Below are 22,048 nucleotides of genomic sequence, written 5' to 3'. Positions count from 1 at the left end.
GAGAGGCCGGGCATGACCTTCTGCGCCATCTGCGGCGGAACCGCCTTCGAGGACCGGCCGGTGCTGTGGCCCGGCCTGATCGCGGAGTGGGAGCTGTCGGCCGAGGAGGCCGCCTATATCGACCGGCAGCAGGGCCGCACCTGCCTCGCCTGCGGCGGCAATCTGCGCGCCATGGCGCTGGCGCGCGCCCTGCTCGCGGCCTGGGAAGGCGGGCCGGTGCTGGCCCGCTTCGCCACCAGCCGCGCCGCGCGCCGGCTGCGGGTGCTGGATCTGAACGGCGCCGCCGGCCTGGGCGAGGCGTTGAAGCCCATGCCCGGCTACCGCCTCGCCACCTATCCGCAGGAGGACATGCAGGCGCTGAGCTTCGCCGATGCGAGCTTCGACGCCGTGCTGCATTCCGACACGCTGGAGCATGTGCCGGACCCGGCGGCCGCGCTGCGCGAATGCCACCGCGTGCTGCGGCCGGGCGGCACGCTGGCCTACACGGTGCCGATCATCGTCGGGCGGATGAGTCGCAGCCGGGCCGGGCTGCCTCCCAGCTACCATGGCGACCCGGCGCAGAGCGGCGAGGACTGGCGGGTGCAGACCGAATACGGCGCCGATGCCTGGCGCGGCGTGATCGAGGCGGGCTTCGATTCGGTCACGCTGAACGCGGTGGAGTTCCCCGCCGCCCTGGCCCTCAGCGCGCGCCGCGCCGGGGGCGAGGCGCCGCGCCGGGGCTGGCTGTCCCGCTGGCGCTGAGCGGGGCGGCGAACTCTTCCGGGAATCGTTCCGGGATTCAGGGGCCTGAAGACCCTTCCCCGGTTTCATCCGCGAGGGGACCTGCCGGATAGGGCCAGTGGCCCAGCCACAGCGTCTCCGCCACGCTGCCCGCCCCCGCCGCCAGCATGGCCAGCCGGTCGAAGCCGAGCGCGATGCCGGCGGTGGGCGGCATGCCCTGCGCCAGGGCGGCCAGGAAATCCCCGTCCACGGGCCAGCCCTCGCCATACAGGCGCTGGCGCTCGGCCACGTCGCGGGCGAAGCGGGTGGCCTGCTCCGCCGCATCCGTCAGCTCGTCGAAGGCATTGGCCAGTTCGATGCCGGCCATGAACAGCTCGAAGCGCAGCGCCACGCGCGGATCGGCCGGGTCGCGCCGGGCCAGCGCCGCCTGGGGCGCCGGCCAGTGGGTGAGGAAGGTGGCCCGCACCCGGCCCAGCGCCGGCTCCACCCGCTCCAGCAGGATGCGGAAGAACAGATCCTCCCAGTTCTCGGCCGGCCGCGGCGTGAAGCCGGCGGCGCGGGCGGCCGCGTGCAGCGCCGCCGTGTCGCCCTCCCCCGCCGCGTCCAGCGTGGCCAGGATGTCGAGGCCGCCGGCATGGCGGGCGAAGGCCTCGGCCACGGTGAGCCGCTCGAAGGGCGCCGCCAGGTCGGTCTCCACGCCGCCGAAGGCCACGCGCGGCGGCAGCACGGCGCGGCAGAATTCCTCCGTCTCGTCCATCAGCCCCGCCAGCGTGGCGCCGGGGCGGTACCATTCCAGCATGGTGAATTCGGGCGCGTGGCGCGGGCTGACCTCGCCATTGCGCCACACCCGCGCGATCTCGAACACCGGCCCGCAGCCCGCCACCAGCAGCCGCTTGATCGCCAGCTCCGGCGAGGTGCGCAGCCAGAGCGGGAAGCCGCCCTCACCCAGTATCGGGCGGAACTCGCTGCGGAAGGCGGCGAGGTGCACCTCCATCCCCGGCGCCGGCACCAGAGCGGGGGTCTCCACCTCGGTGTAGCCGCGCGCGGCGAAGAAGGCGCGGGTCTCGGCGGCGAGGCGGGCACGGCGGCGCAGCGCCGGCAGGCGGCGGGCCAGGCTCTCGGGGTGCCACACGGGCAGGGAAGGCTGGGTTGCGGGATCGGGCATTGCGGCGCTGCGGCCTCCGGGCGTAAGGCGCGCGCACCATGCCCGACGGTTCCCCGCCTTTGAAGCCCCGCACCCTGCGCGACGCCGCCGCCCTGGTGGAAGCCGGGCTGGTGCCGCCCGATCTGGCGCCCGGGCTGGAGCGGCTGGCCGAGACCTACGCCATCGCCCTCACCCCGGCGGTGCAGGCGCTGATCGACCGCGCCGACCCGGCCGACCCCATCGCCCGGCAATATGTGCCCGACATCGCCGAGCTGACCACCCTTCCCGAGGAGCGCAGCGATCCGACCAGCGACGCCCCCTTCACCCCGGTGAAGGGCGTGGTGCACCGCTACCCGGACCGCGCCCTGCTGAAGCCGCTGCTGGCCTGCCCCGTCTATTGCCGCTTCTGCTTCCGGCGCGAGGTGGTGGGGCCGGATGGCGGGCTGCTCTCGGAGGCGGAGCTGGAGGCGGCGCTGGACTGGTTCGCCGCCACCCCGACCGTGCGCGAGGCGATCCTGACCGGCGGCGACCCGCTGATGCTCTCGCCCCGGCGCCTCGCGCACATCCTGGCGCGGCTCTCGGCCATTCCGCATCTGGACATCATCCGGCTGCACTCGCGCGTGCCCGTCTCGGCGCCGGAGCGGGTGACGCCCGCCCTGGCCGAGGCCCTGGCGGGCACCGAGAAGGCGCTGTTCCTCTGCGTGCACGCCAACCACGCGCGGGAGTTCGCCGCTCCCGCGCGGGCGGCGCTGCGGGTGCTGCGCCGCGCCGGCGTGGCGCTGCTCGGCCAGAGCGTGCTGCTGCGCGGGGTGAACGACAGCCCCGAGGCGCTGGCGGCATTGTTCCGCGCCATGCTGGCCGCGCAGGTGAAGCCCTACTACCTGCACCAGCTGGATCGCGCCCCCGGCACGGCGCGCTTCGAGGTGCCGGTCGCGGAGGGCCGCGCCATCCTGCGGGCGCTGCGGGGGCGGCTCACCGGGTTGGCCTGGCCGGCCTATGTGCTGGACCTGCCGGGCGGCGCCGGCAAGGCGCCGCTGGGGCCGGATTTCGCCACCGCCGACGGGGCGGACTGGCTCGTGGAAGGCCCGCTCGACCACCAGCCGCACCGCCACCCCGGGCGCGCGGGCGCCCCGGCGGCGGGGCAGGCCGCAGCGCCTCCCCCGGGCCGCGGCGGAGGGGGCCGGCCCTAGTCGGCCGCCGGGGTGCTGTCCTCCTCCTCCCCGGCCAGCACGGCGCGCAGTTCCTCCATCGCCTCCGGCGCCAGCTCCGCCAGGCGGCGCAGGCCGAGAGGGGTGGGCTCGATCAGCCGCACCCGGCTGTCCTCCGGCGCCGGGCGCTGCATCAGGTAGCCAAGCTCCACCCCGTCGGCCACGGCACGGGAGAGGGTGGCCATGCTCAGCGCCCCGGAGCTCAGGGCATAGAGATCCTTCTGCGTCAGCCGCGTGCCGCGCTGGGCGGCCCGCACCGCCTCCATGAAGCACCAGATCCGCTCCATCCCGCGCACCGCCGGCAGCCGGCTGGAGCCCAGCAGCGCGAACTGCCGGCGCATCACGGCGGTATGCGCCGCGACCATGGCGCGGCTGGCGGTTTCCTCCCCCATGGCAGCTTTTCCTTTTCGTGGGACGGCAAGGCGCTAACCTGCCGCCATGGCACTCGTTCTCTCCATCCTCGACCAGTCCACCATCGCCTCCGGCCGCGGCGCCGACGCGGCGATCCGCGAGACCCTGGCCATGGCGCAGCATGCCGATGCGCTGGGCTACGCCCGCTACTGGCTGGCGGAGCACCATAACAGCCGCAGCCATGCCGGCGCCGCACCCGAGATCTTGATCGCCGCCATCGCCGCCACCACGCGGCGCATCCGCGTCGGCTCGGCGGGGGTGATGCTGCCGCATTATTCCTCGCTGAAGGTGGCCGAGCAGTTCCGCGTGCTGGAGGCGATCGCGCCGGGGCGGATCGACCTCGGGGTGGGGCGCGCGCCGGGCAGCGACGGGCGCACCGCCTATGCGCTGAACCCGGCTGCCGCGCAGGGGTTGCTGGGCCAGGGCGACCGCTTTCCGGCCCAGGTGCAGGAATTGCTGGGCTGGCTCGGCGAGGGGCTGCCGGTGAACCACCCCTTCCGCGACGTCCACGCCCAGCCCGAGGTGCCGACGCGGCCGGAGCTGTGGATGCTGGGCAGCTCCGACTACGGCGCCCAGCTCGCCGCCTATTTCGGCCTGCCCTACTGCTTCGCGCATTTCATCACCGATGGCGCGGGGGCAGAGCAGGCGCTGTCGCTCTACCGCCAGGGCTTCCGCGCCGAGGCGGGGCGGCTGCCGGCGCCTCGCGCGGCGATCGCCGTCTTCGCCCTCTGCGCCGCCACGGAGGCGGAGGCGGCGCGGCTGTTCTCCTCCCGCGCGCTGTGGCGCCTCTCGCGGGACCGCGGCATCTACCCGCCCCTGCCGACGCCCGAGGAGGCCGCGGCGCACCCCTACACCGAGGCGGAGCGGGAGAAGCTGGCGCGGATGCAGGCGCGGGCCATCATCGGCACGCCGCAGCAGGTGAAGGCGCGGCTGGAGGCGCTGGCGGCCGAACTCGGCGCGGAGGAGGTGGCGGTGCTGACACCGGTGCACGACCCGGCGGCGCGGCGCGAATCCCTCAGCCTGCTGGCCGGTGCCTTCGGCCTGGCAGCGGGCGCTCCGGGCGGCGCCGGGGCGGCCGGCGCCCTCCGCCCGACTCCCGCCCTTCCTTGACAGCGCCCCCCGCGCCGCGCTCTACCCCCCTCCTGGGTCGCGGCGGCTGGCGCGGCGTACCGAAGCAGGGCCTCGCGCACACCATCCGATGACGAAGAAAACCGGCGGCTGGCTCGAAAGCATCAAGACCGTGGTCTATGCCGGGCTTATCGCCGTCGGCATCCGGACCGTCGCCTTCGAGCCCTTCAACATTCCCTCGGGCAGCATGATCCCCACCCTGTTGGTGGGCGACTACCTGTTCGTCTCGAAATACGCCTATGGCTATTCGCGGCACTCCATGCCGTTCAGCCCGGAGCTGTTCCAGGGCCGCATCTTCGGCTCGCTGCCGGCGCGCGGCGACGTGGCGGTGTTCAAGTACCCGCGCGACAACAGCACGGACTACATCAAGCGCATCGTCGGCCTGCCCGGCGACCGGATCCAGGTGCGCGGCGGCCGGCTGTTCCTGAACGGACAGGAAGTGCCGCGCGAGGGGCTCGGCCTCTACACGGTGGAGGGCGACGGCCCGCGCATGACGGTGCGCCGCTACCGCGAGACGCTGCCCGCCGCCGGCGGCGGCGCGCCCGTGCGGCACGAGATCCTGGAAGCCTCGGATGACGGGCAGTACGACAACACCACCGAATACGTGGTGCCGGCCGGCCATGTCTTCGCCATGGGCGACAACCGCGACAACAGCCTCGACAGCCGCGAGATGAACGCGGTGGGCTTCGTGCCGGTGGAGAACCTGGTGGGCCGCGCCGAGATGATCTTCTTCTCGGTCGATGGCACGGCGGCGTGGTGGGAAGTCTGGGCCTGGCCCTTCGCGGTGCGCTGGGACCGCATCTTCTCGGGCGTGCGGTGAGGGAGCGGGCGGCATGAGCAAGGCCGGTCCCGCCCTGCCGGACGGGGCGGCCTTCCTGTCCCGCATCGGCCACAGCTTCAACGATCCGGGGCTGCTCTCGCACGCCCTCACCCACCGCTCCGCTGCCGATCCCAGGCGCGGCATGCTCGATTCCAACGAGCGGCTGGAATTCCTGGGCGACCGCGTGCTGGCGCTGGTGATGGCCGAATGGCTGGCCGAGCGCTTCCCCGAGGAGCGCGAGGGGGCGCTCGGCAAGCGCCTCTCCGTGCTGGTCGCGGCCGAGACGCTGGCCAAGGTGGGCGAGGCGATCGGCCTGCCCGCCGCGCTGCGCATCCCCCCCGCCGAGGGGCGCACGGGCCTGCGCGGCCGCTTCACCGTCATCGCCGACGCGACCGAGGCGCTGATCGGCGCCCTCTATCTCGATGCCGGGCTGGAGGTGGCGCGCGGCTTCATCCGCCGCGAATGGGGCGCCTTCATGGAAGCCGACCCGACCCCGCCCATGTCGGCCAAGAGCCGGCTGCAGGAATACACGCTGGGGCGCGCCGAGGGCCTCCCCGAATACCGGCTGGTTTCCACCACCGGGCCGTCCCATATGCCGGTCTTCGTCGTGGCCGTCCGCGCCGCCGGGCGCGAGGCGGAGGGACAGGGCGAATCCAAGCGCGCGGCCGAGCAGGCGGCGGCCGAGGCCTGGCTGGCAGGACGCAACAAGACATGACCGACGACACACCGCCCAACGACACCCCGAACACCCCCCCGCCCGCCGCCGGAACACCGGAGGCGCCGACGCGCTGCGGCCTTGTCGCCGTGGTGGGCGCGCCGAATGCCGGCAAGTCCACCCTGGTGAACCGGCTGGCCGGCAGCAAGGTGAGCATCGTCTCGCCGAAGCCGCAGACCACCCGCTTCCGCATCCGCGCCGTGGTGATGCAGGACCGCACGCAGATCGTGCTGACCGACACGCCGGGCATCTTCGCACCCCGCCGGCGGCTCGACCGCGCCATGGTCGCCGCCGCCTGGGAAGGCGCGCAGGACGCCGATGTGGCGCTGCTGATCGTCGATGCGCGCGCCGGCATGACGGAGGCGGTGGAATCCATCATCTCCGTCCTCAAGCGCAGCAAGGTGCCGATCTGGCTGGTGCTGAACAAGTCCGACCTGATCGACACCAAGCGGCTGCTGCCGCTGACCGCCACGCTGAACGAGCAGCTCTCCTTCGAGGAGACCTTCATGATCAGCGCCGAGAAGGGCGACGGGCTGGACCGGCTGATGACGGCGCTGGCCGTCCGCCTGCCCTACGGCCCCTGGCTGTTCCCGGAGGACGAGCTCTCCGACCTGCCGGAGCGGATGCTGGCCGCCGAGATCGTGCGCGAGCAGATCCTGCGGCAGACGCATGAGGAGGTGCCGCACCACGCCACGGTGGAGACCGAGCAGTGGCAGGAGCGGCGCGACGGCTCGGTGCGGATCGACTGCACCATCTATGTCGGCCGCGCCACGCAGAAGGCGATCCTGATCGGCGATGGCGGCTCCAAGGTGAAGGAGATCGGCCGCCGGGCGCGCGCCGAGCTGGAGAAGCTGCTGGAGCGCCGCGTCCACCTGTTCCTCAACGTCAAGGAACGCCAGGGCTGGGACGAGGAGCGCGCCCGGCTGCGCGCCATCGGCCTGGACGACGCGGGCTAGGGGCCGGGGTGTTGAGCCGGCGATCCACGCTTCCGGCGATCGCGGCCTGAGCCCATGGAGTGGCAGGCCCCCGCCATCGTGCTGGAGGCCCGCCCGCATGGCGAGGGCGGCGCCGTCGTCGGCGTGCTGACCGAGGCGCAGGGGCGGCACCTGGGGCTGGCCAAGGGCGGCGCCTCCCGCGCCCAGGCGGGGCTGTGGCAGCCGGGCAACCTGGTCGAGGTGCGCTGGGTGGCGCGGCTCTCCGAGCAGCTCGGCGCCTTCAGCGGCGAGATGGTGCACCCCACCGCCGCCCTGGCGCTGGACGACCCCCTCGCCCTCGCCCTGCTCAACTCCGCCTGTGCCCTCGCCGCCGACGCGCTGCCGGAGCGCGAGGCACAGCCGCGCGTCTTCTCCGGCCTGCTGGCGCTGATGGCCAATCTCGGGCGCGGCGCCCCGGCCCTGCTGGCCGACTACATACGCTGGGAGGCGCTGCTGCTGGAGGCGCTGGGCTATGGGCTGGACCTTTCCGCCTGCGCCGTCACCGGCACGGCCGGGCACCTCACCCATGTCTCCCCCCGCAGCGGCCGGGCGGTGAGCGCCGAGGCTGCCGCGCCCTATGCCGGGCGGCTTCTGCCGCTGCCGCTGTTCCTGCAGGGCGGGCAGGCCGAGGCGGACCCGGCCGAATGGCTCGCCGGGCTGCGGCTGACCGGGCACTTCCTGACGCGCGACGCCTTCGGCAGCCGCCACCGCCCCGTGCCGGCGGCGCGGGAATGGCTGGAGACGCGCATCCAGGCCCTGCTGCCACCGCCGCCCGAGGCTCCCGCCGATGCCTGACCCCACTATGTCAGACCCGGTGCTGCCCGACCTGCTGGCGCCCGGGCTGCGGCTGGTGTTCTGCGGCTCGGCGCCCGGCCTCGTCTCGGCGGCGCGCGGCGCCTACTACGCGCATCCGGGCAACCGCTTCTGGGGCATCCTGCACCAGGCGGGGCTGACGCCGCGGCGGCTGGCGCCGGCCGAGTATCCGGAGCTCCTGCGTCACGGCATCGGCCTGACCGACATGGCCAAGCACGCCGCCGGCAATGACGACCAGCTCCCCCCCGGCGCCTACGACCCGGCGGGCTTCGCCGCCCGCATCCGCGCGGTGCGGCCGCAGGCGGTGGCCTTCACCGCCAAGGCGCCGGCCGCCGCCTTCCTCGGCCGCCGCACCGGCGCCATCCCCTATGGCCGCGTGGAGGGGCCGGCGGATTTCCCGCCCGTCTGGGTGATGCCCTCCACCTCCGGCCAGGCCAGCCGCTTCTGGGATGCGCGGCCCTGGCTGGCGCTGGGCCAGTGGTTCCACGCCCGCCCCTGAAAGCTTCCCCGCGCCCCGGAGCCGCCGCCATGTCCGAATCCCCGAAGCCGGAGTTCCGCGAGGCCGCCGCGCGCTGGTTCGGCGCCGGCGAGGCGCTGGGCGAGGCCGAGCACCGCGCGCTGAGCCGCGCGCTGGAGCGCCGCCCGCTCAGCCACGACACCAACGAGGCCTTCTCCGAGAAGTTGAGCTTCGGCGACCGGGTGGCGGACAAGGTGGCCAGCTTCGGCGGCTCCTGGAGCTTCATCCTGCTCAGCCTGCTGCTGCTGGTGCTCTGGACTGGCGCCAATCTCTGGCTGCTGCGCCAGCCCTTCGACCCCTACCCCTTCGTCTTCCTGAACCTGCTGCTCTCGATGATCGCGGCCTTGCAGGCGCCGATCATCATGATGAGCCAGAACCGGCAATCGGCGAAGGACCGGCTGGTGGCGGCGCATGACTACGAGGTGAACCTGAAGGCCGAGATCGAGATCATGGCCCTGCACGAGAAGCTGGACCGGCTGCGCGCCGAGCAGATGACGGCGCTGCTGGAAAAGCAGGAGCGGCAGATCGAGATGCTGACCCGCCTGCTGGAGGAGAGGCGCATCGCGCCGTGACAAGGGAAGGATCCAGGGGGCTGCGCCCCCTGGCCCTGCCTCAGACCAGCTTGAGCGCGCTCAGCCCCGTGTAGATGCCAAGCAGCACGATGGCGATGCTGCTGACCACCAGCAGCGCGTTGAACGGACCACTGCCGTAGAGGCGCGGATCGGTCTCGGTGCGGCGGAGGTGCCACACCGCCACCACCACGGCGAGCAGGAAGATGCCGGTGGCGATGCCGCCGATCTGCACCATCAGCACCGGCGAGCGCATGAACAGGTAGGCGGCGCCCCAGATCAGCGGCAGGGCGATGGTGAAGATGCGGATCCAGCGCAGCCGGGCCGCCGTGTCGCGCCATTCCAGCACGCCCATCTCAGCCAGCAGGTTGACGTACATGCGCGACCAGCTCGGCACCGCCGCCCACAGGGTGGAGCCCAGCACCACCACCGCGCCCAGCAGGAACACCGTGCCGGCCCACTGGCCCAGCGTGTCGGTGTACATGCGCGAGAGGGCGGTGATCATCTCGTTGCCCTGCGGCACCACGCCCTGCGGGTTCAGCACCGCGGCGCCCATGATGAAGAAGGCGATGGTGCCGAAGGTGTAGATGACCCAGGAGAGGAAGGCGTCCTTGTACATGACGCTGATCCAGCCCTTGGCGCGGCGCTGCCAGGCCTCGCTGCCGTCATTGGGCCCGACATGGCGGGCATAGCCCTTCTCGATGCACCAGTAGGTGTAGAAGGTCAGCTCGTCGGCGCCGACGCCGGTGATGCCGAACATGGCGATGGCGGCGCCCACCGCCCCCGCCGGGATGGCGAAGGACAGGCCGCTGGCGATGTCGTCCATCGAATAGGCGTAGGGGGTGAAGGGCAGGCCCAGGGCGATGCCGATGGTGATGAAGGAGAAGATCACCACCAGGATGCCGGCGCCGCGCTCGATGCGGCTGTACTTGTTGCTGTAGAGCAGCGCGATGCTGCCCACCGCGACGATGACGGTCCAGATGGTGATCGAGGTGGCGCCCATGGGCGGCCCGGAAAGCGGCAGCAGGATGCTCATGGCCAGGGCCACGCCACCCACCACGCCGCCCATCTGCAGCACCTTGGAGAGCGCCATGAGCGCCCAGAGCAGGTTGATCCAGCTCAGCCGCCCGACATGCGGCCCCACCTTGTTGTAGCCGGTGAGCGCCGGCTGGCCGGTGGAGATGCACCAGCGGGCCAGCTCGATCTGCACCGCCACCTTCACGAAGGTGCTGAAGATGACCATCCACAGCAGCGCGAAGCCCACCGTGGCGCCAAGGGTGGTGGTGACGATCAGCTCGCCCGAGCCGACGATGGAGGCGCTGAGGATCAACCCCGGCCCCAGATGCTTCAGCGAGTGCCTCCAACCGACCGGGGGCTCCATGACCCCGTCCTTGGTGAGGCGATAAGGATCGTCCTCGGCCTCGATGCCGCGTTGTACAATGGCGTCCGCGCTGGCGCTCATTCCTGAATTTCTCCCGAATTCGTTCTTGTTTTTCTTGGGTTGGTCGGCTGCCACTATGGCCGCCGCGCTTCGCCGGCGTCAGCCCCTGCGGGCCCGGTCACACGGCGTTGTGAGGCTTGGCTGTTCGTTCATTTTTTGTTCTATTCCGGCGGGAAGCCCCTGGTGCGACGCGCCCCGCTGCGCTAGCCCCTCCCCGACACATGCGCGTGCCGAGAGTGCTGGAGTACCGCCATGCCCGACGACCTGACCACACTGCCCGAAGGCGGCGCCGTAAGGCCGACCAACCTTTCCGCCGCCCTCTCGGAGCGGTACCTGGCCTATGCCATGTCCACCATCACGGCGCGCTCGCTGCCGGATGTGCGGGACGGGCTGAAGCCGGTGCACCGGCGGCTGCTCTGGGCCATGCACCAGCTGCGGCTGGACCCGGCGGCGGGCTTCAAGAAATGCGCCCGCATCGTCGGCGACGTGATGGGCAAGTACCATCCGCATGGCGATGCCTCGATCTACGAGGCCATGGTGCGGCTGGCGCAGGAATTCGCCGCCCGCTACCCGCTGGTCGAGGGCCAGGGCAATTTTGGCAATATCGACGGCGATAACGCCGCGGCCATGCGCTACACCGAGGCGCGGCTCACCGCCATCGCGAGCGCGATGCTGGAAGGCATCGAGGAGAACGCGGTCGATTTCCGCGCCACCTATGATGGCGAGGAGCAGGAGCCGATCGTCCTGCCCGCCGCCTTCCCCAACCTGCTGGCCAATGGCGCCAACGGCATCGCGGTGGGCATGGCCACTTCCATCCCGCCGCACAATGCGGGCGAGCTCTGCGCCGCCGCGCTGGCGCTGATCGAGAACCCGAAGGCCGAGATCGACGAGCTGCTGCGCCACATGCGGGGGCCGGACTTCCCCACGGGCGGCGTGCTGGTGGAATCGCCGGAGGCGATCCGCGAGGCCTATGCCACCGGCCGCGGCGGCTTCCGCGTCCGTGCCCGGTGGGAGCGCGAGGCGCTGAAGAACGGCACCTGGCAGGTGGTGGTCACCGAGATCCCCTACCAGGTGGCGAAGTCCCGCCTGATCGAGCAGATCGCGCAGCTGATGGAGGAGAAGAAGCTCCCCCTGCTGGCCGATGTGCGGGACGAGAGCACCGACGTGGTGCGCATCGTGCTGGAGCCGAAGAACCGCACGGTGGAGCCGGCGGTGCTGATGGAGACGCTGTTCCGCGCGACCCCGCTGGAATCCCGCCTCTCGCTGAACATGAACGTGCTGGATGCCAGCCGCACCCCGCGCGTGATGGGGCTGAAGGAGGTCCTGCGTTCCTGGCTCGACCACCGGCACGAGGTGCTGGTGCGCCGCAGCCAGCACCGGCTGGACGCCATCGCCCGCCGGCTGGAGATCCTGGACGGCTACCTCATCGCCTATCTCAACCTCGACGCGGTGATCCGCATCATCCGCGAGGAGGACCAGCCCAAGCCGGTGCTGATCAGCACCTTCAGCCTGACCGACATGCAGGCCGAGGCGATCCTGAACATGCGGCTGCGCTCCCTGCGCAAGCTGGAGGAGATGGAGATCCGCAAGGAGCACAAGAAGCTCAGCGCGGAGCAGAAATCCCTGCAGGCCCTGCTCGGCAGCGAGAAGCTGCGCTGGAGGAAGCTCGCCGAGCAGATCGCCGCGACGCGGGAGAAATTTGGCGAGGAGACGGAGCTCGGCCGCCGCCGCACCGCCATCGACACCGCCCCCGCCGCCGTGGTGATCGACGAGCGCGCCTTCGTCGAGCGCGAGCCGGTCACCGTCATCCTCTCCGAGAAGGGCTGGATCCGCGCGCTGAAGGGCCATGTGCCGCTGGAGACGGAGCACAAGTTCAAGGAGGGCGACCGGCTCCGCATCGCCCTGCACGCCGAGACCACCGACCGCCTCTGCCTCTTCGCCACCAACGGCAAGAGCTTCACCATCAAGGCCGAGGCCCTGCCGCGCGGCCGTGGCGACGGCCAGCCGGTGCGGCTGATGGTGGACCTCACCAACGAGGACGAGGTGGTTGAGCTGTTCGTCTGGAAGGAGGGCCGCAAGTACCTGGTGGCCGCCGATGACGGGCGCGGCTTCGTCATCCGCTCCGAGGATCTGGTGGCCGAGAAGCGCACCGGCAAGCAGGTGCTGACGCTGGAGGCCGGCCACGAGGCGGCCGCCTGCGTGCCGGTGGAGGGCGACACGGTGGCCATCATCGGCACCAACCGCAAGCTGCTGGTCTTCCCGCTGGAGCAGGTGCCGGAGATGACGCGCGGCCGCGGCGTGGCGCTGCAGGGCTACCGCGATGGGCGGCTCTCGGACGTGAAGGTGTTCCAGGGGACGGCCGGCCTCACCTGGCGCATCGGCGAGCGGATGCGGCTGGAGACCGACCTCACCACCTGGCGCGGCAACCGCGCCGGCGCCGGCCGCCAGCCGCCCAACGGCTTCCCGCGCAACAACCGCTTCGAGTGACAGGAAGGGCGGGAGCCCCACTGCTCCCGCCCTTCCCCCCGCTCAGCGCGCGGCGCGGGTGGCGCTCCACGCGCCGCCGCCCTCGATCTGGCCGGCGATCCGGTCGCCCTCCAGCGTGCCGGAATAGCGTTGCCCGCCGGCGGTGAAGGTGATGCGGTCGCCCGTCATCCGGGCTTCGCTGAGGGGCAGCTCGCGGCCCTCGCGCGTCAGGGTGCCGCTCAGCATCTGGAAGGTCTGCTCCAGGGTGAGCCGGCCCTCCTCCCCCAGTTGCCACGCCCCCCCGGCCCGGGCGGGGATGATCCAGAGATAGGCGCGGCAGAAGCTGGTGCACTGGCCATCCCGCTCGAAGGACTGGTCCGGCTCCCAGTCGCCCATGGTGAAGGTGTTGGAGACCACCCGGGTGCCGGGCTTCATCGCCAGCAGGGTCGGCCGCAGCCGCTCGTTCAGCGTCTGCAGCAGGAAGAGGGTGACGACCGTGGCGTCGGAGAAATCCGACTGGAAGATGTCGCCCTGGGCGAAGGTGGCGCGGCCGGCCACCCCCGCCGCCTGCGCGTTGCGCTGCGACAGCGCCACCAGATCCGGGTTGTACTCGATGCCGTGCGCCCGGGCGCCGCGCCGGGCGGCGGTGATCACCGTCCGCCCGTCGCCGGAGCCGAGATCGACCACGTAGTCCTCGGCCGTGACCTTGGCCATGTCGAGCATCCGGTCCACCAGCTCCTGATGGGTCGGCACCCAGACGACGTCCTTGCCGGTCTGGCCGACCGAGGGGGCGTAGGCGGGTGCCGGCGTGCCGATGGCAGGCTGGGCGGCGGCGGGCTGCCCACCCCAGAAGGAGAAGAGGCAGGCCGTGGCGAGGAGGGGCAGGCGTGTCATGGCGGATCTCTCCATCGTCAGCGTGTCGGGCGGGACAGCGCGGCCTTCCCGGCCGGCAGGGTTGCATCGGGTTTCCCCTCCTCCCGCCGGCGGAACAGCAGCAGCGGCGTGCCGGCGGCGACGACGGCCAACCCGGCCAGCGCACCCATGCCGGTGTAGGCGATGCTCGCATGCAGCATGTAGAGGCAGGTCAGGCAGAAGAGCAGCGGCGTGAGGGGGTAGAGCGGCACCCGGTAGGGCAGCACGCGGCGCGGCTCCCGCCGGCGCAGCACGAAGAGCGCGATGCCGACGAGCAGCAGGAAGGCCCAGAAGACCGGCGCGGTGTAATCCACCATGGTGCGGAAGCCATCCTGCGTGACGGCCCCCAGCCCGACCAGCGCCAGGGCAATGGCGCCCTGCGCCAGCAGGCCGTTGGCCGGGGTCCGGCCGCGCCCGCTCCAGCGCCCGAGCCGGGCGAGGACGGTGATGTCCTCCGCCATGGCGGCGCAGGTGCGGGCGCCGGTGAAGATCGTGGCGTTCAGCGTCGACACCGCCGCGACGACGATGGCGGCGGTGACGAGCCCGGCGCCGGCAGGGCCGGCGACGCGCTGCATCATGTCGGCGGCCACCGCCGGCGAGGCGCGCAGCCCCTCCAGCCCCAGCACCATCAGCAGCGCCAGGTTGACCAGAACATAGAGCGCCACGATGAACGCCGTGCCGGCCAGCAGCACGCGCGGAATGCTCCGCTGTGCGTCCCTAAGTTCGCCGGTCAGGTAGGACGCTTCGTTCCAGCCCCCATAGGTGAGCAGCACGAAGATCATCGCCATGCCCAGCCCGGCGGCCTGGGCGGGGGCGGTCTCCGCCGGCGGCACGGGCGGCGTGGCGGTGCCGGACAGGCCGAAGGCGATGATGGCCAGGATGGCGGCGATCTCGAGGATCGTGACGGCGATCTGCAGCGTCTTGCCCTGGAACGTGCCGGCGACGTTGACCCCCGTCAGCACGATGACCGCGAGGGCGGCGTAGAGGGCGGGGCCGTGCGGCCCGGCCGGCAGGGCGCGGGCCGCGTAGTCGCCTAGCACGAAGGCCACCCCGGCGATGGCGCCCGTCTGGATGACCGTGCCGCGGGCCCAGCCGAACAGCATGGCCACCGGCCGGCCATAGGCGCGGGAGAGGAAATGGTATTCCCCGCCGGCATGCGGGTGCGCGGCCGCCAGCTCCGCGTAGCAGAGTGCGCCGACCAGGGTGACGACACCTCCCGCCACCCAGACGGCGATGAAGGCGGCCTCGCTCTCCACATGCGCGGCCACCAGCGAGGGCGTCCTGAAGATGCCGATGCCGACGACGATGCCCACCAGGATCACGACGGCATCGAAGACGGACAGGGTGGGCTCCCGCCCGGGGCTCTGCGTGTGCGGCATCCAGGCTTCCAGCCCCTCCATCGCGGCAGCCGCTCCGGCCAGGGAGGCCCGAAGAAGCCGGAGGATCGCCAGACAGACCGGGCCCGCGTCACGCGGATGAATTTCCGGCAATCACCTGCTCAGTCTAGGCAGGGCGGAGGAGAAGGCGAAAATGATATGGAATTGAATAACCGAAACAAAATGTTTCCGTGGAGCGCGGCGATTCCGGCGCGGCCGCCCCTGTTCCGCCACCAGCCGGCCATGGGAGCGGCAGCACCTGTCATGACAAGCCTGTCATTTTCAGCGTGAAGCCGTGCCGCGGCCCTGCCGGGCCGCTCAGGCCGCCGCTCCCGGAGGACCGGCCGGGCGGGCCATGAAGCGCGCCTCGGCATCGTAGCTGCGCAGCTTCGCGGCCAGGGCGGGGTCGTCCACCAGCTGGAAGCCCTGGCGCCGCCAGAAGGGCACGGAGCCGCCCACCGCCACCAGGGAAAGCTCCGGCAGGCCCCGCGCGGCCTCCAGCAGCAGCGGCATCAGGCGGCCGGCGGCACCCTGGCCGCGCGCCTCCGGCAGCAGCGCCACGTCATGCACGTAATGGGTGCCGGGGTTCTCCGGCAGCGCGCCGAGCCGGGTGTTCAGGGCCGGCGGGCGGGCCCGGTGCCAGGGATGGCTGATGGCGTAGCCCAGCAGGCCGCCCGCCCCCTCCAGCATCCAGCAGCCCGTGGGGAAGAGGGCCAGCCGCTCGGCCAGCACCGCATCCTCCTCCGGGTAGCCGGGATGCACGGCGGCGGCGATGCGGCTCACCGCCGGCAGGTCTCCGGGCGCCATCGGGCGCCAGGCCGCGCTCACGCCAGCGCCGCCTCGATCGCCTGCCGGAAGGCGGGCGCGTCCGGCTCCACATTGCTCGGGAAGGCCTGCAACAGGCGGCTGTCCCTCGCCACGAGATACTTGAAGAAGTTCCAGCGCGGCGCCGTGCTGCGCGCGGCGGCCCAGGCGAAGAAGGGATGCGCCTGCGGCCCCTTCACGTGGCAGGGCGCCGCCATCGGAAAGGCGACGCGGAAGGTGGCCTCGCAGAAATCCTTGATGGTCTTGCGGTCGGCCGCTTCCTGGTTGAAGTCGTTGGAGGGCACGCCCAGCACCAGCAGGCCGCGCGGGCCGTAGCTGTCGTGCAGCGCCTGCAGCCCCTCGAACTGCCGGGCGAAGCCGCAGAAGCTGGCGGTGTTCACCACCAGCAGGGGCTTGCCGCGGAAATCGCCGAGGTCGATCTCGCCGCCATCGATGTCCTCGAAGCGGAAATCATGGCCCCGGGCGGCCTCGTCGGCCGCGCGCGCGGGGCGCAGCGGCACCGCCAGAAGGGGCGCCGCGCGCAGGATGGCGCGGCGCGGAAGCTCAGCCATAGCGTTCCTCCAGCCACGGGTCGCCCCGGTCGTGATAGCCGCGCACCTCCCAGAAGCCCGGCTGGTTCGCCGATAGGAAGGTGATGCGCTTCACCCACTTGGTACTCTTCCAGAGATAGAGATGCGGCACCACCACCCGCAGCGGCCCGCCATGCTGGCGGGTCAGGCGCTCGCCTTCCCAGGAATGCGCCAGCAGATTCTCGGGCCGGGCGAAATCCTCCAGCGACAGGTTGGTGGTGTAGCCGTCATAGGCCTCGAAGCTGACGAACTTCGCGCCCGGCTTCAGCCGCGCCAGGTCCAGCAGCGCCTGCACCGGCACGCCGGTCCAGGTGTTGTCGTAGCGCGACCACTGGGTGACGCAGTGGATGTCGTTGAAGCGATCCTCCTGCGGCAGCTCGCTCAGCCAGGCCCAGTCCAGCGTCACCGGGTTCTCCACCAGCCCGTCCAGCGTCAGCCGGAAGGCGCCCTCCGGCACGTCGGGCTGGATGCCGAGGTCGAGAACGGGGAAGTCCTTCACCAGGCGCTGGCCGGGGGGCAGGCGCTGCTCCTCAGGGCGGGCGGTCTCGCCGGTCAGCAGCCGGCCGGCCTTGGCCCAGGCCTGCTTCGTCTCCACCAGCTTCTGGCGGATGCGGCCGCCAGCGCCCGTTTCGTCCTGTTCCATCACGCCTTTTCCGTCGCCTGGAGGGTCATGCTCCATAGGTGACGCCAGCGCCGCCGGATGCAAGCCCGGCCGCAACCCGCCTATCCTGGCACGGTCCCGCGGAGGAATCGACCGATGACGCGCCTCTCCCTGTTCCTTGGCGCATGGCTGCTCGCCCTGCCCGCCACCCCGCCGGCCCGGGCGCAGGACACGCAATCCATGCCGGGTGCGCTCGCCGGCAGCCGCGCCCCGGTGCGGGCCGAGCGGCAGATGGTGGCCGCCGCCCACCCGCTGGCCGCCGAAGCCGGGCGCGCGATGCTGCGACAGGGCGGCGCGGCGGTCGATGCCGCCATCGCCATCCAGGCGGTGCTGACGCTGGTGGAGCCGCAATCCTCCGGCCTCGGCGGCGGCGCGCTGCTGCTGCACTGGAACGCAGCCGGCCGCGCCCTCTCCGCCTGGGACGGGCGCGAGGCCGCCCCCGCCGCCGCCACGCCCACCCTGTTCCTGCGCGCCGACGGCACGCCGCTGACCTTCTACGAGGCGGTGCTCTCCGGCCGCAGCGTCGGCGTGCCGGGGGTGATGCCGATGCTGGAGGCCGCTCACAAGGCGGAAGGCAGGCTCCCCTGGGCCGATCTCTTCGCCCCCGCCATCCGGCTGGCGGAGCAGGGCTTCCCCATCTCTCCCCGCCTGGCCGGCACCATCGCCGCCGATGCGGCGCGGCTGCGGCAGGACCCGGCTTCAGCGGCCTATTTCCTGGCGCCCGATGGCAGCCCCCTCCCCGCCGGCCATGTGCTCCGCAACCCCGCCTTGGCCGAGACGCTGCGCGCCCTGGCCGCCCAGGGCAGCAAGGCGCTGACGGAAGGGCCGGTGGCGCGCGGCATCGTGGCCGCCGTGGCGCGGCATGGCGGCGCCGGCAACGGCATGACGGAGGCCGACCTCGCCGCCTACCGCCCCAAGCAGCGCGAGCCGCTCTGCACCCCCTACCGGGTGTGGCGCGTCTGCGGCTTCCCGCCACCCTCCTCGGGCGGCGTCGCGGTGGCGCAGATCCTCGGCCTGCTGGAGCATTTCGACATGGCGCGGCTCGACCCGCGCGGGCCGCAGGCGGCGCACCTGCTGGCGGAGGCCAGCCGCCTCGCCTATGCCGACCGCAACCTCTACCTCGCCGACAGCGACTTCGTGCCCGTTCCCGTGCGCGGGCTGACGGAAGACAGCTACCTCACCCTGCGCGCCCAGCTTCTCGACGCGGACCGCGCCGCCCCCGCCGTTCGCCCCGGCAATCCGCGCTGGCGGCAGGCCGGCCTCGCGCCCCAGCCGGAGCAGCCGGAGCACGGCACCAGCCATGTCTCGGTGGTGGATGCGGCGGGCAACGCCCTCTCCATGACCACCACCGTGGAGGATGCCTTCGGCGCCCGGCTGATGGTGCGCGGCTTCATGCTGAACAACGAGCTGACCGACTTCTCCTTCCGCCCCGAGATGGAGGGCCGCCCCGTGGCCAACCGGGTGGAGGGCGGCAAGCGCCCCCGCTCCTCCATGGCGCCGACGCTGGTGTTCGACGCGGAAGGAAAGCTGGTGGCCAGCCTCGGCTCGCCGGGCGGGGCGCGCATCATCGGCTATGTGGCGCAGACGCTGCTGGGGCTGCTGGACTGGAAGCTGGACCCGCAGGCCGCCGTCTCGCTGCCGCGCGTCAACAGCCTGGGCGGCGCGGTGGAACTGGAGGCCGGCAGCCCCGCCGCCACCCTGGCCGGCGAGCTCCAGGCGCGCGGCCACAAGACCGATATCCGCCCGCAGCCCTCGGGCCTGCAGGCCATCGTGGTGACGCCGCAGGGCCTGCTCGGTGGCGCCGATCCCCGCCGCGAGGGCGCCGCCCTCGGCGATTGAGTCTGCAAGGCTGCCGCGGGCTGGCGGAGAGGCGGGACGCTGCGGTCAGAGCGTCCCGCTTCTCAACCCGACTGCGGCAGCCTGACAGAAAAAGGAGGGGGCCCGGGGGAGTTCACTCCCCCGGACTGCCTGTCAGTGCTTCTTGGTGTTCCCCTGCGCGCGCAGGTCGCTGATGGTGGCGCGGTGCGTCACCTGCTCCGGGTTGATCCGCACCTCGATGACGGCGGGCTTGCCGCTGGCCACGGCGCGCTGGAAGGCGGGCACCAGCTCGCCATCCTTCTCCACCAGTTCGCCATGCCCGCCGAAGCTCTCGATGAACTTGGTGAAGTCGGGGTTGGTCAGCTTGGTGCCGGAGACGCGGCCGGGATAGGCGCGCTCCTGGTACATGCGGATGGTGCCGTACATGCCGTTGTTGAACACCAGCACGATGGGCGCCACGCCCGACTGGAAGGCGGTGGCGATCTCCTGCCCCGTCATCAGGAAGCCGCCATCCCCCACCAGCCCGATGACGGTGCGCCCGGGGAAGCTGATCTTGGCGCCGATCGCCGCCGGCACCGCATAGCCCATGGCGCCGTTGGTGGGCCCCAGGAACTCCTGCTGCTCCGTCATGTGCATGAAGCGGTTGGGCCAGGTGGCGAAGTTGCCGGCGTCGCAGGTGAAGATGGTGTCGGCCGGCAGCACCTTCTCCAGCGCCTGCAATTCGCGGGCGAGGTTGAGCGGGCCGGCATAGTCCGGCGCCTCGGCCTGCTTGACGCGGGCGGCGTGCACCTCCTGCGTCCAGGCCGACCAGCGGGCCGGGCCGGTGGGTGCCGGCAGCTTCGCGAGCGCCTCCGCGAAGGCGTTGATCTCGGCGGTGATGCCGAGCGCCGGGCGGTAGACGCGGCCGATCTCGGCCTGGTCCGGGTAGACGTGGATGATCTTCTGCGGCCCCTGGCCCGCCATGTCGAACAGGGTGTAGCCCTGGCTCACCGGCTCGCCGATGCGGGTGCCAAGGGCCAGGATCAGGTCGGCCTGCTTCGCCTTGGCCACCAGCCCGGCATCGGCGCCGACGCCGAGGTCGCCGGCATAGTTGGGCAGGGTGCAGTCATAGAGGCTCTGGCGGCGGAAGCCGACGGCCACGGGCAGGTCCCGCGCCACGCAGAACTCGCGCACGATGCGGCGCGTCTCGGCGCTCCAGCGGGAGCCGCCCAGCACCACCAGCGGGCGCTCGGCCGCGTCCAGCATGGCCAGCATTTTTTCCAGTGCCGCCGGCGAGGGGTGGGCCGCCGCCACCTCGGCGGGACCGATATCGGGCACCTGCACCTGGGCCTTCTGCATCTCCTCCGAGATGGCCACCACCACCGGGCCGGGGCGGCCGCTGGTCGCGACATCGAAGGCATGCGCCATCAGCTCGGGAATGCGCGCGGCGTCGTCGATCTGCGTCACCCACTTGGCGACGGAGCCGAACATGCGGCGGTAATCCACCTCCTGGAAGCTCTCGCGGTCCGTCTCGGCGAAGGGGATCTGGCCGACGATCAGCACCAGCGGCGTGCTGTCCTGCATCGCCACATGCACGCCGATGGCGGCATGGGCGGCGCCGGGGCCGCGGGTGACGAGGGCCACGCCCGGGCGGCCGGTGAGCTTGCCATGGGCCTCGGCCATGTTCACCGCGCCCGCCTCGAAGCGGCAGGTGGTGAGGCTGATCTTGTCGCTGTTGGCGTAGAGGCCGTCGAGCAGGTCGAGATAGGATTCGCCCGGCACGCAGAAGGCGTGCGTGACGCCCTGCGCCACCAGCGCGTCGGCCAGAAGCTGGCCGCCCGTGCGGCCAACTGTGCTCATCCCGTCCATGGTCTCGTTCCCTCGGCCAGTCATATGACAACCAGGGCGGCAAGCTAGCCGAGGGCGCGCGGCAGGGCTACCCGGCCCTGGCGTGATTTCCAGGGGATTTCCGGAGGGCGCTCACTCCCACTCGGCGCGGCTGACCTGGCGCTTGGCGTCCCAGTAGAGAGAGATGCGCGAGATGGAGCAGAGGTCGAGGTTGCGCCACTCGGCGGTGCTGTCGTCGTCGCTGTAGACCACCTTGATGTCGAACATGCAGTCCCGCGTGCGGGCGGAGAAGCGGATCTCGCGGCGCGCATTGGCGGGCAGCACGCCGTCGCCCAGCACGTCGCGGCCCCAGCTGTCGCTGCGGGTGGGGCCGACATAGACCTCGCGGATCTCGTAGCCGGTGCGGTTGATGAGGGTGAAGTCCTGCCGCCCCTGGGCCAGGGCTGGCCAGGTGGCGAGGCAGAGCAGCAGGGCGGGCAGCAGGCGGCGCGGTGCGGCTGCCAGGGCGGCCGTCAGGGCCGGGGAAAGACCAGGGATGGTCATGGGCGGAGGGGCCTCGCAGGCTGGGTTGGGCAAGGCGGCCAGCCTGGGAGGGCGGCCGTTAACGGACCCCTGCCATGCCACCGCCCGCCGCCGGTCCGCCCTCTCCCCGCTCCGGCCGGGCCTTCATCGCGGCGGGCATCTGCTCTAGGTCCTGTGCGCGGGGCCAGGATCGGGCGATGCTGGCCCCGGCCCCGCCGCCGCGCGGCGGAGCCGGGCACTCAGGCAAGGGTTGGGAAGCGATGCGCGCCATTTTCGTCATGCTGAAATGTGAGATGGGCAAGGCCTACCAGGTGGCCCGCGAGATGGCGGACACCATCGAGGAGCTGTCGGAGATGCACTCCATCTCCGGCCAGTACGACCTGCTGGGCAAGTTCTACCTGGAGAACGACCGCGATATTGGCCTGTTCGTGGTGGAGAAGGTGCAGTCGGTGGAGGGGGTGAAGGACACCTACACGCTGCAGACCTTCAACGCCTTCTCCGGCGCGCGGGGCTGAAGGGCGGGGCGGCGCAGGAGGAGGTGGAGGGGAAAGCGCGGCGTCGGCGCCCCGATTGCCACGATGCGCCACAGGAACGCCCCGGTTCCGCTGCCAT

The 22,048-nt window shown here is 72.1% G+C and carries 22 protein-coding genes; 12 read left to right on the top strand and 10 right to left on the bottom strand.

All coding sequences use genetic code 11. The features are described from left to right. Nucleotides 1–12: 12 nt before the first annotated feature. The gene (locus ACFOY6_RS00235; protein WP_379648232.1) at nt 13–741 is read left to right on the top strand and encodes a class I SAM-dependent methyltransferase; all 729 of its coding nucleotides are present in this window, start codon (nt 13–15) and stop codon (nt 739–741) included. Between the two features lie 37 nt (nt 742–778). Here ACFOY6_RS00235 and epmA read toward each other — a convergent pair whose 3' ends face one another. Further along, a complete protein-coding gene (gene epmA / locus ACFOY6_RS00230; protein WP_379648230.1) occupies nt 779–1,885 on the bottom strand; it encodes an EF-P lysine aminoacylase EpmA in 1,107 nt (368 codons plus the stop codon). Nucleotides 1,886–1,923: 38 nt separating this feature from the next. Here epmA and ACFOY6_RS00225 point away from each other — a divergent pair, with 38 nt between their 5' ends. Beyond that, complete coding sequence (locus tag ACFOY6_RS00225) at nt 1,924–3,054, top strand: lysine-2,3-aminomutase-like protein (RefSeq protein ID WP_379634542.1); 1,131 nt, start codon at nt 1,924–1,926, stop codon at nt 3,052–3,054. On the opposite strand, the gene ACFOY6_RS00220 is transcribed toward ACFOY6_RS00225, so the two are convergent. Beyond that, a complete protein-coding gene (locus tag ACFOY6_RS00220) occupies nt 3,051–3,464 on the bottom strand; it encodes a hypothetical protein (RefSeq protein WP_379648228.1) in 414 nt (137 codons plus the stop codon). The two genes, ACFOY6_RS00225 and ACFOY6_RS00220, sit on opposite strands and share 4 nt — an antisense overlap. Before the next feature lie 46 nt (nt 3,465–3,510). On the opposite strand from ACFOY6_RS00220, the gene ACFOY6_RS00215 reads away from it, so the two are divergent. The 7 genes from ACFOY6_RS00215 (at nt 3,511) to ACFOY6_RS00185 (ending at nt 9,022) form a co-directional block, all read left to right on the top strand. Further along, complete coding sequence (locus ACFOY6_RS00215; RefSeq protein ID WP_379648226.1) at nt 3,511–4,593, top strand: LLM class flavin-dependent oxidoreductase; 1,083 nt, start codon at nt 3,511–3,513, stop codon at nt 4,591–4,593. A gap of 88 nt (nt 4,594–4,681) precedes the next feature. Continuing rightward, entirely contained in the window at nt 4,682–5,431 is a 750-nt protein-coding gene (gene lepB / locus ACFOY6_RS00210; RefSeq protein WP_379634546.1) for a signal peptidase I, read from the top strand. Nucleotides 5,432–5,444: 13 nt separating this feature from the next. Beyond that, on the top strand, nt 5,445–6,146 hold the full coding sequence (gene rnc, locus ACFOY6_RS00205; RefSeq protein ID WP_109515305.1) for a ribonuclease III: 702 nt from the start codon (nt 5,445–5,447) through the stop codon (nt 6,144–6,146). Continuing rightward, nucleotides 6,143–7,102: a GTPase Era gene (era, locus tag ACFOY6_RS00200; protein WP_379648223.1), complete on the top strand. Its 960-nt coding sequence runs from the start codon at nt 6,143–6,145 to the stop codon at nt 7,100–7,102. The genes rnc and era overlap by 4 nt, the downstream gene beginning before the upstream one ends. Nucleotides 7,103–7,156: 54 nt before the next feature. Next, nucleotides 7,157–7,915, top strand: coding sequence for a DNA repair protein RecO (recO, locus tag ACFOY6_RS00195; protein ID WP_379648221.1), 759 nt, complete (start codon nt 7,157–7,159; stop codon nt 7,913–7,915). After that, nucleotides 7,908–8,432: a mismatch-specific DNA-glycosylase gene (locus tag ACFOY6_RS00190; RefSeq protein WP_245906058.1), complete on the top strand. Its 525-nt coding sequence runs from the start codon at nt 7,908–7,910 to the stop codon at nt 8,430–8,432. The genes recO and ACFOY6_RS00190 overlap by 8 nt, the downstream gene beginning before the upstream one ends. 29 nt (nt 8,433–8,461) lie before the next feature. Beyond that, nucleotides 8,462–9,022 carry a DUF1003 domain-containing protein gene (locus ACFOY6_RS00185; RefSeq protein ID WP_109515301.1) on the top strand — a complete coding sequence of 187 codons (561 nt, stop codon included), beginning with the start codon at nt 8,462–8,464 and terminating at the stop codon, nt 9,020–9,022. 40 nt (nt 9,023–9,062) lie between these two features. Here ACFOY6_RS00185 and ACFOY6_RS00180 read toward each other — a convergent pair whose 3' ends face one another. Further along, nucleotides 9,063–10,481, bottom strand: coding sequence for an Nramp family divalent metal transporter (locus tag ACFOY6_RS00180; RefSeq protein ID WP_379648218.1), 1,419 nt, complete (start codon nt 10,479–10,481; stop codon nt 9,063–9,065). Nucleotides 10,482–10,712: 231 nt separating this feature from the next. Here ACFOY6_RS00180 and parC point away from each other — a divergent pair, with 231 nt between their 5' ends. Next, nucleotides 10,713–12,947 carry a DNA topoisomerase IV subunit A gene (gene parC, locus ACFOY6_RS00175; RefSeq protein ID WP_109515299.1) on the top strand — a complete coding sequence of 745 codons (2,235 nt, stop codon included), beginning with the start codon at nt 10,713–10,715 and terminating at the stop codon, nt 12,945–12,947. Between the two features lie 42 nt (nt 12,948–12,989). On the opposite strand, the gene ACFOY6_RS00170 is transcribed toward parC, so the two are convergent. The 5 genes from ACFOY6_RS00170 to ACFOY6_RS00150 form a co-directional block, all read right to left on the bottom strand. Further along, nucleotides 12,990–13,820, bottom strand: a complete 831-nt coding sequence (locus tag ACFOY6_RS00170) for a class I SAM-dependent methyltransferase (RefSeq protein WP_379648215.1) — start codon at nt 13,818–13,820, stop codon at nt 12,990–12,992. A gap of 17 nt (nt 13,821–13,837) precedes the next feature. Beyond that, entirely contained in the window at nt 13,838–15,217 is a 1,380-nt protein-coding gene (locus ACFOY6_RS00165) for an APC family permease (protein WP_379634557.1), read from the bottom strand. A gap of 315 nt (nt 15,218–15,532) precedes the next feature. Then, the gene (locus tag ACFOY6_RS00160; RefSeq protein ID WP_379648213.1) at nt 15,533–16,042 is read right to left on the bottom strand and encodes a GNAT family N-acetyltransferase; all 510 of its coding nucleotides are present in this window, start codon (nt 16,040–16,042) and stop codon (nt 15,533–15,535) included. Next, entirely contained in the window at nt 16,039–16,590 is a 552-nt protein-coding gene (locus tag ACFOY6_RS00155; RefSeq protein ID WP_379648211.1) for a glutathione peroxidase, read from the bottom strand. Before ACFOY6_RS00155 ends, ACFOY6_RS00160 begins: the two co-directional genes overlap by 4 nt. Further along, nucleotides 16,583–17,251, bottom strand: coding sequence for a sulfite oxidase-like oxidoreductase (locus tag ACFOY6_RS00150; RefSeq protein WP_379648209.1), 669 nt, complete (start codon nt 17,249–17,251; stop codon nt 16,583–16,585). The genes ACFOY6_RS00155 and ACFOY6_RS00150 overlap by 8 nt, the downstream gene beginning before the upstream one ends. A 114-nt stretch (nt 17,252–17,365) precedes the next feature. On the opposite strand from ACFOY6_RS00150, the gene ggt reads away from it, so the two are divergent. Beyond that, entirely contained in the window at nt 17,366–19,108 is a 1,743-nt protein-coding gene (gene ggt / locus ACFOY6_RS00145) for a gamma-glutamyltransferase (RefSeq protein WP_379634562.1), read from the top strand. Nucleotides 19,109–19,240: 132 nt separating this feature from the next. Here the strand turns inward: ggt and ACFOY6_RS00140 are convergent, their stop codons facing one another. Together ACFOY6_RS00140 and ACFOY6_RS00135 are read right to left on the bottom strand one after the other, a co-directional pair. Further along, nucleotides 19,241–20,935: a thiamine pyrophosphate-dependent enzyme gene (locus ACFOY6_RS00140; protein ID WP_379648207.1), complete on the bottom strand. Its 1,695-nt coding sequence runs from the start codon at nt 20,933–20,935 to the stop codon at nt 19,241–19,243. A gap of 111 nt (nt 20,936–21,046) precedes the next feature. Continuing rightward, nucleotides 21,047–21,457 carry an argininosuccinate lyase gene (locus tag ACFOY6_RS00135; protein WP_219929661.1) on the bottom strand — a complete coding sequence of 137 codons (411 nt, stop codon included), beginning with the start codon at nt 21,455–21,457 and terminating at the stop codon, nt 21,047–21,049. A gap of 239 nt (nt 21,458–21,696) precedes the next feature. Between ACFOY6_RS00135 and ACFOY6_RS00130 the strand changes: the two genes are divergently transcribed. Next, nucleotides 21,697–21,951 (top strand): Lrp/AsnC ligand binding domain-containing protein, encoded by a 255-nt coding sequence (locus ACFOY6_RS00130; RefSeq protein WP_109515293.1) that lies wholly within the window; start codon nt 21,697–21,699, stop codon nt 21,949–21,951. Nucleotides 21,952–22,048 lie beyond the last annotated feature (97 nt).

It is taken from the genome of Teichococcus aestuarii (genome assembly GCF_042651065.1).
Taxonomy (GTDB): Bacteria; Pseudomonadota; Alphaproteobacteria; order Acetobacterales; family Acetobacteraceae; genus Pseudoroseomonas; species Pseudoroseomonas aestuarii.
Note: the sequence above shows the minus strand (reverse complement) of the source record. Positions and strands in the feature narration are given on the sequence as shown.

What these genes read in the sequence shown, in the direction of transcription:
- ACFOY6_RS00235 (WP_379648232.1), top strand. Translation starts at nt 13, where the DNA reads ATGACCTTCTGCGCCATCTGCGGCGGAACCGCCTTCGAGGACCGGCCG.
- epmA (WP_379648230.1), bottom strand. Translation starts at nt 1,885, where the DNA reads ATGCCCGATCCCGCAACCCAGCCTTCCCTGCCCGTGTGGCACCCCGAG.
- ACFOY6_RS00225 (WP_379634542.1), top strand. Translation starts at nt 1,924, where the DNA reads ATGCCCGACGGTTCCCCGCCTTTGAAGCCCCGCACCCTGCGCGACGCC.
- ACFOY6_RS00220 (WP_379648228.1), bottom strand. Translation starts at nt 3,464, where the DNA reads ATGGGGGAGGAAACCGCCAGCCGCGCCATGGTCGCGGCGCATACCGCC.
- ACFOY6_RS00215 (WP_379648226.1), top strand. Translation starts at nt 3,511, where the DNA reads ATGGCACTCGTTCTCTCCATCCTCGACCAGTCCACCATCGCCTCCGGC.
- lepB (WP_379634546.1), top strand. Translation starts at nt 4,682, where the DNA reads ATGACGAAGAAAACCGGCGGCTGGCTCGAAAGCATCAAGACCGTGGTC.
- rnc (WP_109515305.1), top strand. Translation starts at nt 5,445, where the DNA reads ATGAGCAAGGCCGGTCCCGCCCTGCCGGACGGGGCGGCCTTCCTGTCC.
- era (WP_379648223.1), top strand. Translation starts at nt 6,143, where the DNA reads ATGACCGACGACACACCGCCCAACGACACCCCGAACACCCCCCCGCCC.
- recO (WP_379648221.1), top strand. Translation starts at nt 7,157, where the DNA reads ATGGAGTGGCAGGCCCCCGCCATCGTGCTGGAGGCCCGCCCGCATGGC.
- ACFOY6_RS00190 (WP_245906058.1), top strand. Translation starts at nt 7,908, where the DNA reads ATGCCTGACCCCACTATGTCAGACCCGGTGCTGCCCGACCTGCTGGCG.
- ACFOY6_RS00185 (WP_109515301.1), top strand. Translation starts at nt 8,462, where the DNA reads ATGTCCGAATCCCCGAAGCCGGAGTTCCGCGAGGCCGCCGCGCGCTGG.
- ACFOY6_RS00180 (WP_379648218.1), bottom strand. Translation starts at nt 10,481, where the DNA reads ATGAGCGCCAGCGCGGACGCCATTGTACAACGCGGCATCGAGGCCGAG.
- parC (WP_109515299.1), top strand. Translation starts at nt 10,713, where the DNA reads ATGCCCGACGACCTGACCACACTGCCCGAAGGCGGCGCCGTAAGGCCG.
- ACFOY6_RS00170 (WP_379648215.1), bottom strand. Translation starts at nt 13,820, where the DNA reads ATGACACGCCTGCCCCTCCTCGCCACGGCCTGCCTCTTCTCCTTCTGG.
- ACFOY6_RS00165 (WP_379634557.1), bottom strand. Translation starts at nt 15,217, where the DNA reads ATGCCGCACACGCAGAGCCCCGGGCGGGAGCCCACCCTGTCCGTCTTC.
- ACFOY6_RS00155 (WP_379648211.1), bottom strand. Translation starts at nt 16,590, where the DNA reads ATGGCTGAGCTTCCGCGCCGCGCCATCCTGCGCGCGGCGCCCCTTCTG.
- ACFOY6_RS00150 (WP_379648209.1), bottom strand. Translation starts at nt 17,251, where the DNA reads ATGGAACAGGACGAAACGGGCGCTGGCGGCCGCATCCGCCAGAAGCTG.
- ggt (WP_379634562.1), top strand. Translation starts at nt 17,366, where the DNA reads ATGACGCGCCTCTCCCTGTTCCTTGGCGCATGGCTGCTCGCCCTGCCC.
- ACFOY6_RS00140 (WP_379648207.1), bottom strand. Translation starts at nt 20,935, where the DNA reads ATGGACGGGATGAGCACAGTTGGCCGCACGGGCGGCCAGCTTCTGGCC.
- ACFOY6_RS00135 (WP_219929661.1), bottom strand. Translation starts at nt 21,457, where the DNA reads ATGACCATCCCTGGTCTTTCCCCGGCCCTGACGGCCGCCCTGGCAGCC.
- ACFOY6_RS00130 (WP_109515293.1), top strand. Translation starts at nt 21,697, where the DNA reads ATGCGCGCCATTTTCGTCATGCTGAAATGTGAGATGGGCAAGGCCTAC.